Genomic DNA, 12737 nt, shown 5'->3' with positions numbered 1-12737 from the left:
CTGGTCAGATCACGCCGCGCCGGTGCAGGTCGTCGATCTCTGGTGCCGCGAGGCCCAGGAGGTCGCGCAGCACGTCGCCGGTGTGCTCGCCGAGTGCGGGGGCGTCGTGGGCGGTACGGCCCGCGAACCCGGAGAAGCGGCCCGCGGAGGCCTGCACGAGCCGGGTGCGGCCGCCGGGCCCGCCCGGGACCTCCACCACCGAACCGCGCTCCCGGATGTGCGGGTCGGCGCAGAGGTCGGCGGCCGAGTTCACCGGCCCCGCGGCCACCCCGGCGTCGAGGAGCTTCGTCATGAGCGGGTCGAGGTCGTGGGCCGCGACGAAGTCGGCCACGCGGGACTCGATCTCGTCGCGGTGCTCCAGCCGGGCGGTCATCGAGTCGTGCACGGCGAGGTCGGGGGCGTCCATGACGGCCACCAGCCGCTGCCACATCCGGTCGGTCGACGCGGGCAGCGCGAGCCAGCGCCCGTCGCGGGTGCGGTAGAGGTTGTTCGGGCTGATGTGGGGGTTCTGGTTGCCCTGCCGCTCCCGGGTGTTCCCGGTGGCGCCGTACTCGACGACGAAGTCCTCCATCATCCGCAGCAGCGGCTCGTAGAGGGGGATGTCGGCCAGCTGGGCCTCGCCGGTGCGGTCGCGCTGGCGGAGCGCGAGCAGCGCGGCGAACGCGGCGTAGATGCCCGTGACGCCGTCGGCGATCGGGTAGCCGGCGAACACCGGCGGGCCGTCCGGGTGGCCGGTGCGGTACGTGAGCCCGGCGAAGGCCTCCGCGACGCGGGCGAAGCCGGGCCGGTCGGCGTAGGGGCCGGTGCGGCCGAACGCGCTGACGTGCACCATCACCAGGTCACGCCGGTAGGCGCGCAGGTCGTCGAAGTCGATCCGGAAGCGGCGCAGCGTCGAGGGCCGGAAGTTGGTGACCACGACGTCCGCCTGGGCGGTGAGGCGCCCGACCAGGTCGGCGGCGTCGGGGTGGTGCAGGTCGACCGTGACGCTCCGCTTGCCGCGCGCGAGCACCGACCACGCGACGGAGACGCCGTCGTCCTCCAGCGGCGGGTAGCGCCGGGCCGGGTCGCCGTCGGCCGGGTGCTCGATCTTGATCACCTCCGCCCCGAACTCGCCGAGGAGCGAGGACGCAAGCGGGCCGGCGAGGATCGTCGACACGTCGAGGACGCGCACGTGGCTCAGGGGGCCGTCGGGCACCAGGTTTTCCTTTCACGACAGGACGTCGGGGACGACTGTGCCGCCTCGTCGATCTCGCGGGAAGCCGTCGTTCACGCTCACCGGTGAAAGGAGATTCCTTTATGGTGAGCCGATGCGGGTGGAGCGGGCGCGCTACTTCCTGGCCGCGGTGGAGACCGGTTCGCTGCGTGCGGCGGCCACCCGGTGCGGCGTCAGCCAGCCCACGCTCGGGCAGCAGATCGCGTTGCTCGAGGAGGAGCTCGACGTCGTGCTGCTCACCCGCAGCAGGCGGGGCGTGCGCCCGACGCCGGCCGGGGAGGCCTTGATCGAACCCTTCGGCCAGCTGGTACGGGCGGAGGACGCCGTGCGCGACGCCGCGCTGGGGTCGAGCGGCGCCTACCGGGGGCGGGTCCGGATCGGCAGCGTGTCGGCGCTCGCCGAGACGCTCATCGCCCCGGTCGTGGGCCGGCTGCGGGAACGCCACCCCGGGCTGCGGTTCACCGTGCGCGAGGGGGCCTCGGCGAGCGTCGAGGCCGCCGTGCTGAGCGGTGAGCTGGACTTCGCGGTCGTCACCACGCCCGCCGACCCGCCCGCGGCCGGGCTGCACCGGGTGCCGCTGGTGTCCGCGCCGGTCGGGATCTACGTGCAGGAAGGTGATCCGTTCGCCGATCGCGACTGCGTGCGCTGGAGCGACATCGAGACCCGGCCGATCGTCACCATGCGACCCGGCACGGTGCTGTGGGACCTGCTGCACCGGCACGTGGCCGCGCCCGACGTCGTGGTGGAGGCGATGTCGGCGCGCACGGTGCAGGTGATGGTGGGGCGGGGCGCCGGGTTGGGCGTCCTCGTCCGGCTCGACACGGTGCCTGCCGTGCCGGGCCTCGTCTGGGTGCCGCTGCGCGGCGCGGAGCCGGTGGCGATGTGCCTCACCCAGCGCCGGGACGGTAGGCCCGCCCGTGCCGCGCTCGTCGTCCGGCAGCTCATCCGCGCGCGGGCCGACGAAATGGTGGCGCAGGCGGACCGGGCAACCGTCCGGGCCGTCGCGACGTCCTCCTGACACGACCCGACGGGGGAGGGAGCGCGACATGGTCCACACCACGCTCATCCGAGTCCTGACGACGACCGCGCTCGTGATCGCCGCGGGCGTCGCCACCACGGCGCCCGCCGCGGCCGAGCCGCCCGCGAACGTCGTGCAGGCGGATCTGGACGGGGACGGGGCCGACGACCGGGTGAGCCTGCTGCCCGGCCCGGACGGAGGCTGGGAACTGCGGGCCGAGCTGCCGTCGGTCGTGGAGTCCGCGTGGTTGCCGGAGGACGAGCGGATCCCGGAGGTCGGGCTCCGCGTGTCCGACGTCGACGCCGACGGCGCGCACGAGGTGGTGACGCCGGTGTCGGTCGGTGCGAACACGGTGGCCTTCCAGGTGTTCCTGCACCGCCCCGAGCTGGGGCTGGTGCCGGTGAGCCGGCGGGACGGCCATCCGTTCTTCCTGTACGAGGGCGGGGCCGTGGCCGCGGTGAACGGCTACGAGTGCGCCACCGACCACGACGGGCGGATGCTGGTGGTGGTCGGGGCCACGCTGGAGGAGGGCGACGGGTCGCGCTACGAGGGCCACCGCAGCACCTACGCCGTGTCCGGCGGCATCGTCACACCGGTGCACCACACACCCATCCAGGGCGTCCCGGCGTCGGACCCGGTCCTGGCGACCGATCCGCACACGTGCGCACCGGCCGGCTGATCACCAACGATCGGACGGGGAAATAGGCCGTACGGGGCCAATTCATGTGCGCGTTGTGACCGGCGCTGCTCCGCGCTGCTCAGGCCGAGCGTTCTTGCAGACACGAGTTGCATCTGCACGCGGAGCTCGCACACTGGACTCGTGACTGTCACGGGAGAACCGGGCCAATGCGAGTCGGGGCGCCCGTACCACGGACCTCCCACCACCGTCACCGTCACCTGTTGCCTCGACAAGCACGCGCACGAGGTGCTCGATGTCGAGCTCGCGGCTGCCGCGTCGCGCCCCGACGGTCTCGTGCACGCGATCTGCGGGCACGTGATCGCGGCGGCGCCCATGGTGGCGCCGGACGGGCCGCCGTGCGCGCTGTGCTCGGCCGTGATGGACGTCCGGCAGGCCGGTTCTCGCCGCACCGGCTGAGCGGGTGCGACGATCCCCGTCGTCACGTCACGACGACCGGGGAGACCGATGGGCGCGGATGCCTTCTGGAACGACGTCGAGCGCCACGTGGTGCGGTACGGCGCGAGCTTCACGCCGCGGATCATCGAGCGCGCGTCCGGCTCCTACGTCCACGACAGCGACGGGGCGGCGATCCTGGACTTCACGTCGGGGCAGATGAGCGCGGTGCTGGGCCACGGGCACCCGGACGTGGTCCGTGCGGTCTCCGAGTCGGTCGCCACGCTGGACCACCTGTTCAGCGGGATGCTGAGCCGCCCGGTGGTCGACCTGGCGAGGAGGCTCGCCGGCACCCTGCCCGAGCCGCTGACCAAGACGCTGCTGCTGTCCACGGGTGCGGAGTCGAACGAGGCCGCCCTCAAGATGGCGAAGCTCTACACCGGTCGCTACGAGGTGGTGTCGTTCGACCGGTCGTGGCACGGCATGACGTCCGGCGCCGCGTCGGCGACGTTCTCCGCCGGGCGCCGCGGGTACGGCCCGCCGGTGCCCGGCAACCTCACGCTGCCCACCCCCAACGCCTACCGCTCGCCGTTCCGCCGACCCGACGGCTCGTACGACTGGGAGGCCGAGCTGGAGTACGGGTTCGCCCTGGTCGACCAGCAGTCGGCCGGTGAGCTCGCGGCCTGCCTCGTGGAGCCGATCCTGTCCTCCGGCGGGATCATCGAGCTGCCGCCGGGCTACCTCGCCCGGCTCGAGGAGATGTGCGTGGAGCGCGGCATGCTCCTGGTGGTGGACGAGGCGCAGACGGGCCTCGGGCGCACCGGGCACATGTACGCCTTCGAACGCGACGGGGTGGTGCCCGACATCCTCACCCTCTCCAAGACCCTCGGCGCCGGCCTGCCGGTGGCGGCGGTGGTGACGAGCGCCGAGATCGAGGAGGTCTGCCGCGAGCGCGGCTTCCTCTTCTTCACCACGCACGTCTCCGACCCGCTCGCCGCCACGGTGGGGCTCACCGTGCTGGACGTCATCGAGCGCGACGGCCTCGTCGCCCGGGCCGCGGCGCTGGGGGCGCAGCTCACGACCCGGCTCGAGCGGATGCGGGCCGAGCACGAGGTGGTGGGCGACGTGCGGGGCCGCGGCCTCCTGCAGGGCATCGAGCTCGTGACGGACAAGGCGAGCAAGACACCGGCCGACGCGCTCGGCCAGGCGGTGACGGCCGCGTGCCTGGAGCGGGGCCTGCACCTCAACATCGTCCAGCTGCCCGGCATGGGCGGCATCTTCCGGATCGCGCCGCCGCTCACGGCGAGCGAGGACGAGCTGCACGCCGGCGTCGACATCCTGGACGCCGCGCTCCGAGACGTCCTGAAGACAGGCGACGTCCTCAGGACAGCGGTGCCACCGCCTCCGCGAGCGGTCGCAGGATCTCCGGCTTCGCGTGCAGCGGGAGGTTGAGCACGATCAGGTCCACGCCCGCCGCGGTGTAGGCGGAGATCTCGTCGAGGGCGGCCCCGATGGCCTTCTCCAGGGGCACGTCGCCGTCGATCCGGACGTTCACCGAGCAGGTGATCTCGGAGGGGTCGCGCCCCACCTCCGCGCACCGCGTGAGGAGGGTGTCCTTGAGCGGACGCCACTGCGCAGGCTCCGGCAGGATCACGTTCCACTCCTGGGCCCAGCGGGCCACCGCGCCGAGCGTGCGCCGCGGGCCCTTCCCGCCGATCGTGATCGGCGGGTGCGGCCGCTGCACGGGCTTGGGCTCGCAGCGCGCGTCGGTGAGCTGCACGTAGCGGCCCTCGAAGGTGGTGACGGGGTCGCGCAGCAGGCCGATCATGGCCTGGACGCCCTCGTCGAACCGGTCGAACCGCTCCCGCAGCGGCGGCAGCGGGATGCCGTAGGCGTCGCACTCCAGCTGGTTCCACCCGGCGCCGACGCCGAGTTCGAGCCGCCCGCCGGAGATGATGTCGACGGTGGCGGCCATGTTCGCCAGCACCGCGGGGTGGCGGTAGATCATGCCGGTGACCTGGCAGCCGATCCGGATCCGGCGGGTGGCCTGGGCCAGCGCGGCCAGCGAGGTCCAGCCCTCGATGTTGGGGCCGGTGAGGTCGCCGCTGAGCGGGTAGAAGTGGTCCCAGTTCCACGCGGACTCGAAGACGGGGAACTCGTCGGCGGCAACCCAGACGTCGCGCATCCGTTCCCACGTGGTGTGCTCGGGCCGGGTCTTGATCGCGAAGCGCATGCCGGAACCGTAGCGTGGTGAGCTGGACACGTAACGGGACGATTGCTGCGGACGAGCAACGAGTTGCCCCCCGTTCGTCCGGCGCCGCGACAGCTCCCCCCTGAGGCGGCCGCCGTTGCCCCCCGAGGAGTTGGCGCGTGTCGCGTCCCGCTCGCTACCTGGCCGTCACCTGCGTGTTGATCGCGGCGTGCGCGGTGCTCGGCATCACCGCGTACGTCACGTCGCTCACGCGGCCCGCCGCGCACGCCGTCCGCGTCGACCTCACGGGCGCGGTGCGCGGCGACGGCGCCGTCACCACCACGCCGGCCCGCGCGGCCGCGGAGCCCGCGGCCGAGTCGCCCACGCCCGCGCCCACCCGGGCCGTGGCCGTACCGGCGGTCGTGCCTGCGCCCTGACCAGGTCACAACCTCAGCTCCGCCACAGGAACGCTGTGCCACGGTGGCTCGCGGAAGACCACCGAGGTAGAGCAAGGCCTGGAGGCACGATGGTCGTCGGTCGCCGCCGACCCCACCACCCCCTTGCCGCCGTACTGAGCGTGTGCGCGGCCACCGCGCTGCTCGCGGCGTGCGGCACCGCGTTGATCCCCGGGAGCGCGGGCACGCCGGCGGAAGGCGGGGGCGGGAGCACGTTCGACTCCGAGGTGGGGCGCATCGCGATCTCGGCCGACGGCAACCAGCACGACAACGACGACTGGGCGTCCGCGCCCATGGCGCTGGCGATCCTCGCGCACCGGAACCTGCAGGCCAACCTGGTGCACTTCGACTACAACAACCACATCTGGGACTCCTCGGACGAGCACGTGGAGAACATGACCGAGAGCGTCCAGGAGGGCGCCGAGCGGTTCGGGTTCGACACGTCGCGGTTCTTCGACGACACCGACTCCGCCCAGCTGGACGCCGGCACGGCGAACCTGGTGAAGGAGATCAACGCCTCCACCGACGACGACCAGCTCGCGATCGTGCTCGCCGGCCCCATCGAGACGGTGTGGATGGCGCTCGACGCCGCCGATCCGGAGGCCCGCAAGCACGTCGAGTGCGTCACCCACGGCGAGGACAGCTTCAACCAGACCCACGCCAAGACCGACCACGACGGCCACGACTACGAGGACCTGATCGACCTCGGGTGCGAGCGCGTGGAGATCCCGGACCAGAACTCGGGGCTCGGCCCGGTCGACATGGACTTCTGGGACTTCCTCGAGGACAGCGGCGACGAGAACTGGGAGTGGCTGTACTCCCGGATGGACGTCGTCGGCAACGGTGACGTCTCCGACGCGGGCATGGTCTTCTACGTGATCACCGGCGAGGAGAAGGCCGACCGGTCCGACGTCAAGGACTACCTGGAGTCCTGAGGCGGCACCCGCTCGCCCTCCGGGTGGCCGCCGGTGGATTCGCGGACCACGAGCCAGTGGTCCACCACGAGGCGGCCCGCGGGCTGCGTGCGGGTCCCCTCGAGCCGTTCGACCAGCACGTCGAGCGCGGCTCGGGCGATCCGGCGCCGGTCGAGGTGCACGGTGGTGAGCGTGGGGTTGGAGTAGGCGGCCTCGGTGACGTCGTCGAACCCGGCCACGGCGATGTCGTCCGGCACGCGCACGCCGCGCATCCGCAGGCCGTGCAGCACCCCGAACGCGAGCGTGTCGCTGAAGCAGAACACCGCGTCCGGCGGCCGCGCGGCGTCGAGGAGTTGCGCCACGGCCTCCGCGCCGTGGTGGCGCTGCAGCCGCCGGGTGGGCACGACCGGGCCCTCCTCGCGGATGCCCGCGTCGGCGAGCGCCGCCCGGTACCCGCGCAGCCGCAGCGACCCGGTGCTCGTGACGTCGTCGAGCGGCCCGCCGACGGTGGCGATGCGCCGCCGCCCCAGGCCCAGCAGGTGGTGCGTGGCCTCGCGCGCCGCGGCGACGTTGTCGATGGCCACGTGGTCGACGGAGGGGGGCAGCTCCCGTTCGCCGAGCAGCACCATCGGGAGATCGCGGGCCGCCGCCGCGATGCCTGCGGGGTCCATGGCGAGCGGGCTCAGCACGAGCCCGTCGATGACGTCGTGGCGCAGCCCTCGCGCGATGAGGGCTTCGCGCTCCTCGTCGCCGTCGGTCTCGTCGATCAGGATGGTGAACCCGCGCTCCTCGGCGGCGTCGGTGAGGTGGCTGGCCAGCTCGGCGAAGTAGGGCGACGACAGGTTGGGCACCGCGAGCGCGATCACGCCGGTGCGGCCGGTGCGCAGCGTGCGCGCCGCGGAGTTGGGCACGTAGCCGAGGAGGGCCACGGCGCGCTCGACCTTGGCGCGCAGCTCGGGTGACACGGGCTCGTAGCCGCCGAGCACGTTGGACACCGACTTCTGGGAGACCCCGGCCACGCGGGCGACGTCGACCATGCGGGGTCGGCGGGACGGGGGGCGACCTGCGGGCATCGTGCCTCCTTCGGGGCGGTCAGCCTACCGGGGCTTCTACTGCGTAGTAGGTGAGCGCAGCCCGCTCTTTACAGCGCTGTCTACTTCGTAGTAGACAGCTCCCGGCCAGAACCCCGACTTGGCAGGTGCAGGTGGAGAGCCCAGGAAGATCGCTGACCCGGCGCGCCCTGCTGCGCTCGGCCGGGCTCGTCGCCGGGGCGGCGGCGCTCACCGCGTGCAGCACCGCGCCGTCGGGCGGGGCCGAGGGCGGAACGCCCGCGACACCGGGGGCGCTGCGGTGGTGGGACCACTTCGCGCCGCTCGAGAAGCTCCAGGAGGCCACCTTCGACCGGTTCGCCGGGAGCGGCGGAGCGCCGGTCGAGTACACGGTCTACAACCCCAACGAGCAGCGGCAGGCGCTGCAGCTCGCGTTCGGCAGCAGGCAGCTGCCCGACGTGTTCTCCCTGGGCGGGCTGTCCGTGCCGCCGTCGCTGCTGCACGAGCAGGGCTGGTTCGCCCCGCTCGCCACGGCGGACGCGATCCGGGCCGGCTCGCCCGCGGGTCTCGTCACCGAGGGGGTGCACAGCTTCGAGGGCAGCCTGTACTCGTTCCCGATCTTCAGCCCGCGCCAGTACGAGACGCTCGTCTGGTTCCACCGCGACCTGCTCGCGGACGCCGGGCTCGATCCGGGGGCGCCACCCGCCTCGTGGGACGACCTGCGCGCGGCCGCCCGGGCGGTGCACCGCCGCGGTGCGGCGTCGGGGATCGTGCTGCCGCTGCAGTTCCCCGACCGGCTCGCCGCCTTCGTGCTCGAGCTCGCCCAGACCGCGGGGTTCCCCGGCACGCGCACGGGCGACCTCGACGGCATCGATCTCACCACCGGGGAGTACCGCTTCCACGACGACGCGTTCCTCGCGGCGATCGACTTCCTGCTGTCCTTCCCCCGCGACGACACGATGTTCCTCGCGAGCACGGCCCTGGACGCGCGGGCGGCACGGGTGCGCTGGGCCGCGGGCGGCGCGGCGTTCTTCCTCGACGGCCCGTACAACGCAGGCGTCCTCGCCGGGAAGTTCCCGCAGGTCCTCGACGGGGTCGGCGTGGGCCCGATCCCGACCCCCGACGGCCGTCCACCCGTGCTCACTCGCCCGCCCACCAGCGGCACGTTCTACGTGTCCGCGCAGTCGGAGCGGCCCGAGGTGGCCTCGGCGCTGCTCGAGCTGTTGGTGGGCGGGGACTACCAGCGCGGGCTGGCCGCCGCCATGGACCAGCCGCCGCTGGACCTGGGCGCCGTCGCGAGCTCCGACGCGCACCCGACCTACCAGCGCTGCATCGGGATGTTCGCCGAACAGGTCTACGTCGGGCCGTCCGCCACCGCGCGCAACCCGCTGACGGCGCGGGTCCGCGCGGTGATGAAACCCGTGGAGCCGGGGCTGGGGACGATCGTGCAGGGCATCGCCAGCGGGCAGGTCACCGACGTGCGCGGGCGGCTGCGCAGGCTGTCGGACGAGTGGACCGCCTCCCGCGACGCCGCCATCGCCGAGGTCGGCGGGGGAGTCAGCGCGGCCGACTGGGCGTTCCCGGAGTGGCGGCGCGGAGAGGACTACGCGGCATGACCACCGTGGCGCACAGTGGCGGGCGGCTGTGGCAGGCCCGCTGGCCCTACCTCTTCCTGCTCCCCACGGCGGTGCTCTACGGGCTGTACACGCTGTGGCCGATCGCCGCGAGCTGGTGGTACTCGTTCGTGTCCTGGAGCGGGTTCGAGGGCGACAAGCAGTTCGTCGGCCTGCAGAACTACCGCGAGGTGCTCGCCGACCCGCTGTTCTGGAACTCGTTCGGGGTCACCATGCTGTTCATGGTGGTCACCGTGCCGCTGCGGGTGGCGCTCGGCCTGGCGGTCGCGCTGCTGCTCAACCACCCGCGGCTGCCGTTCCAGCGGCTGTTCCGCACCGCGTTCTTCCTGCCGGTGGTGACGACCACGGCCATCGTCGGCGTGGTGATGCAGTTCGTCTTCGACCCATCGGACGGGCCGGTGGCCGAGGTGCTGCACGGCGCGGGCGCACCCGGGATCGACTTCCTCGGCTCGCCGGACGCCGCGCTCTGGACCGTGGTGGTCGTGCACACCTGGAAGTGGGTGGGCGTCACGATGATCTACTGGCTCGCCGCGCTGCAGACCGTGCCGCGCGACGTGCTCGAGGCCGCGACGGTGGACGGCGCCACGGGCTGGCAGTCCTTCCGGCACGTCACGGTGCCGATGCTCATCCCGTTCTTCGTGATCATCACGTTGCTGACGATCGAGCAGAACCTGCAGGTGTTCGACCTGGTGATGACGATGACGGGCGGCGGCCCGTACTACGCCACCGAGGTCATCGAGCTCTACATCTACCGCTGGGCGTTCGCCGCCACCGTGCCCGAGCTCGGGTTCGCCTCCGCCGCCGCGGTGGTGCTCGGCCTGGTGCTGCTCGTCGTCGGCGTCGGGCAGCTGGTCGGGGTGCGGGCGGCGCGGCGCGCGGCCGGAGGGGACGCATGACCGCCACCACCACCGCCACCGACATCCGGCCCGTGCGCGGCCGCACCCGGCGCAGCCCGCTGCTGTGGCTGGTCACGCTCCTGCTGCTGAGCTTCGCGGCCGTGTGGGTCTACCCCTTCGTGTGGGTGCTCTCGGCGTCGGTGAAGGGCCAGCTGGAGGTGTTCTCCGCGGGCCTGTCGCTGCTGCCCGAGACGTTCCGCTGGGAGAACTACGCCCGCGCATGGGGCGACGCCGACTTCGGCACGTACATGCTCAACACGGTTCTGGTCACGGCGTTCACGGTGGTGATCGTCGTGGTGCGCTGCGCGATGGCGGGCTACGTGCTGGCGCGCTACTCGTTCCTCGGGCGCAAGTTCGTGCTGGCCGTGCTGGTGGGCACGCTGTTCGTGCCCGCCGGCTACACGATCATCCCGGTGGTCGAGCTCACCCAGCGGCTCGGCCTGCTCAACTCCCTCACCGGCATGGTGATCGCGCTGGCCGGCGGCGGGCACGTCGCGGCCGTGCTGCTCTACACGGGCTACTTCCGCGGCATCCCGCGCGAGCTGGAGGAGGCCGCCGTGATCGACGGCGCCGGGTTCGGCACGGTGTTCTTCCGCGTGATGCTGCCGCTGGCCGGGCCGGTCACCGCCACCGTGGTCGTGCTGACGTTCCTCGCCACCTGGAACGCGTTCCTGCTCCCGCTCGTGTTCACCTTCAGCCGTCCCGACCTGCGCACCCTCGCCGTCGGGATGCAGGCGTTCGTGGGGGAGAACTCGGTGGACTGGCCCGGGATGGCCGCAGCGGCAACCCTGTCCCTCATCCCGATCGTCGCCCTGTTCCTGTTCCTGCAGCGCTACTTCTTCGAAGGGATCGCCGGAGCCGTGAAGTCGTGAGGCCCAACGTCCTGCTCCTCTGCACCGACCAGCAGCGCTTCGACGCGTTGGGCGCCTACGGCAACCCGCACATCGCCACGCCGAACCTCGACCGCCTCGCAGGCGAGGGCGTGCTGTTCGAGAACTGCTACGTGCAGAACCCGGTGTGCGCGCCGTCGCGCGCGTCGCTGATGACCGGGCGCTACGTGTCCACCCACGGCCTGCACGCCAACGGCGTGGACATCGACCCCGGCGCGGAGATGGTCACGAAGCTGCTCGCCGACGACGGCTACGACTGCGGTCTCGTCGGCAAGTTCCACCTCGGCGCCTGCTTCGCCGGGCGCTCCGAGCCGCGCCTCGACGACGGCTTCCGGGTGTTCCGGTGGGCGCACGACCCGTACCCGGGCTCGTCGGAGAACGCCTACCACCGGTGGCTGCGGGCCGCGCAACCCGACCTGCACGCGCGGGCCCGCGCGGGGGAGGTCGGGTGGGACGAGCTGCCCACCGAGGCGCACTACAGCCGCTGGATCGGCGACGAGACGATCGAGTTCCTGCGCAGCGGGCGCCAGGACGGCAAGCCGTTCTTCTTCGTGGCCAACTTCTTCGACCCGCACCACGGGTTCGGTGCGCCCCCGGAGTACCGCGCGCGCTACGACGCGGCGGCGTTGCCGCCCCGCGTGGGCACCGACGGCGAGCTGAGTTCCAAGCCCCCGATCTTCACCGAGGCGTCGAAGGACTCCTACGCCGGCTACGCACGCGGCTTCGCCGACTACACCGACGACGAGCTCGACGAGGTCCGCGCCGCCTACTACGCGATGGTCACCCTCGTCGACGACGAGGTCGGGCGCATCCTCGACGCCCTCGATGCCGAGGGCCTCGCCGACGACACGGTCGTGGTGTTCACCAGCGACCACGGCGAGATGCTCGGCGACCACCGGCTGATGCTCAAGGGCCCGTTCCACTACGACTGCGCGGTGCGCGTGCCGCTGATCGTGCGGTGGCCCGGCCGCTTCGCGCCCGCCCGCCGTCCCGAGCTGGTGCAGTGGGTCGACCTGGCGCCCACGTTCCTCGACCTCGCCGGGGCCGCACCCTCGCCGCTGCACCAGGGCGCGAGCCTGCGCGGCCTGCTCACGGGCGGCGACCCCACCTGGCGGGACTGGGCGCTGTGCCAGTACCGCGACAGCGGGCACAGCTACGACCCGCCCGTCCACGCGACGATGCTGCGCCACGGCCGCTGGAAGCTCGTGGTGCACCACGGCGCACCGGCGAGCACACGGGAGCGCACCGGCGAGCTCTACGACCTGGAGACCGACCCCGACGAGCTGGTGAACCGGTGGGCGGATCCCGCGCACTGCGAGACCCGGCTCACGATGCAGGAGAAGCTGATCGACGTCCTCGTCGGCATCGAGGACCGCAGCCGGCCCCGGCTGGCGCACTGGTGAAC

At 72.7% G+C, this 12737-nt stretch carries 13 protein-coding genes; 10 read left to right on the top strand and 3 right to left on the bottom strand.

The window, feature by feature from the left end:
• Positions 1–4 precede the first annotated feature (4 nt).
• Positions 5–1195 (bottom strand): CaiB/BaiF CoA transferase family protein, encoded by a 1191-nt coding sequence (locus ACFPL3_RS38730; RefSeq protein ID WP_343946139.1) that lies wholly within the window; start codon positions 1193–1195, stop codon positions 5–7.
• A 112-nt stretch (positions 1196–1307) separates the two neighbouring features.
• On the opposite strand from ACFPL3_RS38730, the gene ACFPL3_RS38725 reads away from it, so the two are divergent.
• The 4 genes from ACFPL3_RS38725 to ACFPL3_RS38710 all read left to right on the top strand — a co-directional run bounded on the left by ACFPL3_RS38725 (position 1308) and on the right by ACFPL3_RS38710 (position 4755).
• Positions 1308–2231 (top strand): LysR family transcriptional regulator, encoded by a 924-nt coding sequence (locus ACFPL3_RS38725; RefSeq protein WP_343946140.1) that lies wholly within the window; start codon positions 1308–1310, stop codon positions 2229–2231.
• A 28-nt stretch (positions 2232–2259) separates the two neighbouring features.
• Entirely contained in the window at positions 2260–2910 is a 651-nt protein-coding gene (locus ACFPL3_RS38720) for a hypothetical protein (RefSeq protein WP_343946141.1), read from the top strand.
• Between the two features lie 141 nt (positions 2911–3051).
• Positions 3052–3327, top strand: coding sequence for a hypothetical protein (locus ACFPL3_RS38715; protein WP_343946142.1), 276 nt, complete (start codon positions 3052–3054; stop codon positions 3325–3327).
• Positions 3328–3375: 48 nt separating this feature from the next.
• A complete protein-coding gene (locus tag ACFPL3_RS38710; protein WP_343946143.1) occupies positions 3376–4755 on the top strand; it encodes an aspartate aminotransferase family protein in 1380 nt (459 codons plus the stop codon).
• Here ACFPL3_RS38710 and ACFPL3_RS38705 read toward each other — a convergent pair.
• The gene (locus ACFPL3_RS38705) at positions 4685–5536 is read right to left on the bottom strand and encodes an LLM class F420-dependent oxidoreductase (RefSeq protein WP_343946144.1); all 852 of its coding nucleotides are present in this window, start codon (positions 5534–5536) and stop codon (positions 4685–4687) included. The genes ACFPL3_RS38710 and ACFPL3_RS38705 overlap by 71 nt on opposite strands.
• A 137-nt stretch (positions 5537–5673) precedes the next feature.
• On the opposite strand from ACFPL3_RS38705, the gene ACFPL3_RS38700 reads away from it, so the two are divergent.
• Together ACFPL3_RS38700 and ACFPL3_RS38695 are read left to right on the top strand one after the other, a co-directional pair.
• Positions 5674–5931 (top strand): hypothetical protein, encoded by a 258-nt coding sequence (locus ACFPL3_RS38700; RefSeq protein WP_379590697.1) that lies wholly within the window; start codon positions 5674–5676, stop codon positions 5929–5931.
• Positions 5932–6020: 89 nt separating this feature from the next.
• Complete coding sequence (locus tag ACFPL3_RS38695) at positions 6021–6884, top strand: hypothetical protein (RefSeq protein ID WP_343946145.1); 864 nt, start codon at positions 6021–6023, stop codon at positions 6882–6884.
• Here the strand turns inward: ACFPL3_RS38695 and ACFPL3_RS38690 are convergent.
• Positions 6869–7936: a LacI family DNA-binding transcriptional regulator gene (locus ACFPL3_RS38690; RefSeq protein ID WP_343946146.1), complete on the bottom strand. Its 1068-nt coding sequence runs from the start codon at positions 7934–7936 to the stop codon at positions 6869–6871. The two genes, ACFPL3_RS38695 and ACFPL3_RS38690, sit on opposite strands and share 16 nt — an antisense overlap.
• Before the next feature lie 131 nt (positions 7937–8067).
• Here ACFPL3_RS38690 and ACFPL3_RS38685 point away from each other — a divergent pair, with 131 nt between their 5' ends.
• The 4 genes from ACFPL3_RS38685 to ACFPL3_RS38670 are packed head-to-tail and all read left to right on the top strand — an operon-like array spanning position 8068 to position 12735.
• On the top strand, positions 8068–9528 hold the full coding sequence (locus ACFPL3_RS38685) for an extracellular solute-binding protein (RefSeq protein WP_343946147.1): 1461 nt from the start codon (positions 8068–8070) through the stop codon (positions 9526–9528).
• Positions 9525–10442 (top strand): carbohydrate ABC transporter permease, encoded by a 918-nt coding sequence (locus ACFPL3_RS38680; RefSeq protein WP_343946148.1) that lies wholly within the window; start codon positions 9525–9527, stop codon positions 10440–10442. Before ACFPL3_RS38685 ends, ACFPL3_RS38680 begins: the two co-directional genes overlap by 4 nt.
• Positions 10439–11314, top strand: a complete 876-nt coding sequence (locus tag ACFPL3_RS38675; protein ID WP_343946149.1) for a carbohydrate ABC transporter permease — start codon at positions 10439–10441, stop codon at positions 11312–11314. Before ACFPL3_RS38680 ends, ACFPL3_RS38675 begins: the two co-directional genes overlap by 4 nt.
• Complete coding sequence (locus ACFPL3_RS38670) at positions 11311–12735, top strand: sulfatase family protein (protein ID WP_343946150.1); 1425 nt, start codon at positions 11311–11313, stop codon at positions 12733–12735. Before ACFPL3_RS38675 ends, ACFPL3_RS38670 begins: the two co-directional genes overlap by 4 nt.
• The last annotated feature ends 2 nt before the right edge of the window (positions 12736–12737 follow it).

This window comes from Pseudonocardia zijingensis, from assembly GCF_042657305.1.
Taxonomy (GTDB): Bacteria; Actinomycetota; Actinomycetes; order Mycobacteriales; family Pseudonocardiaceae; genus Pseudonocardia; species Pseudonocardia zijingensis.
Note: the sequence above shows the minus strand (reverse complement) of the source record. Positions and strands in the feature narration are given on the sequence as shown.

Excerpts from the sequence above, each read along its gene's own strand:
- ACFPL3_RS38725 (WP_343946140.1), top strand. The coding sequence starts at position 1,308 with ATGCGGGTGGAGCGGGCGCGCTACTTCCTGGCCGCGGTGGAGACCGGT.
- ACFPL3_RS38720 (WP_343946141.1), top strand. The coding sequence starts at position 2,260 with ATGGTCCACACCACGCTCATCCGAGTCCTGACGACGACCGCGCTCGTG.
- ACFPL3_RS38710 (WP_343946143.1), top strand. The coding sequence starts at position 3,376 with ATGGGCGCGGATGCCTTCTGGAACGACGTCGAGCGCCACGTGGTGCGG.
- ACFPL3_RS38705 (WP_343946144.1), bottom strand. The coding sequence starts at position 5,536 with ATGCGCTTCGCGATCAAGACCCGGCCCGAGCACACCACGTGGGAACGG.
- ACFPL3_RS38695 (WP_343946145.1), top strand. The coding sequence starts at position 6,021 with ATGGTCGTCGGTCGCCGCCGACCCCACCACCCCCTTGCCGCCGTACTG.
- ACFPL3_RS38690 (WP_343946146.1), bottom strand. The coding sequence starts at position 7,936 with ATGCCCGCAGGTCGCCCCCCGTCCCGCCGACCCCGCATGGTCGACGTC.
- ACFPL3_RS38680 (WP_343946148.1), top strand. The coding sequence starts at position 9,525 with ATGACCACCGTGGCGCACAGTGGCGGGCGGCTGTGGCAGGCCCGCTGG.
- ACFPL3_RS38675 (WP_343946149.1), top strand. The coding sequence starts at position 10,439 with ATGACCGCCACCACCACCGCCACCGACATCCGGCCCGTGCGCGGCCGC.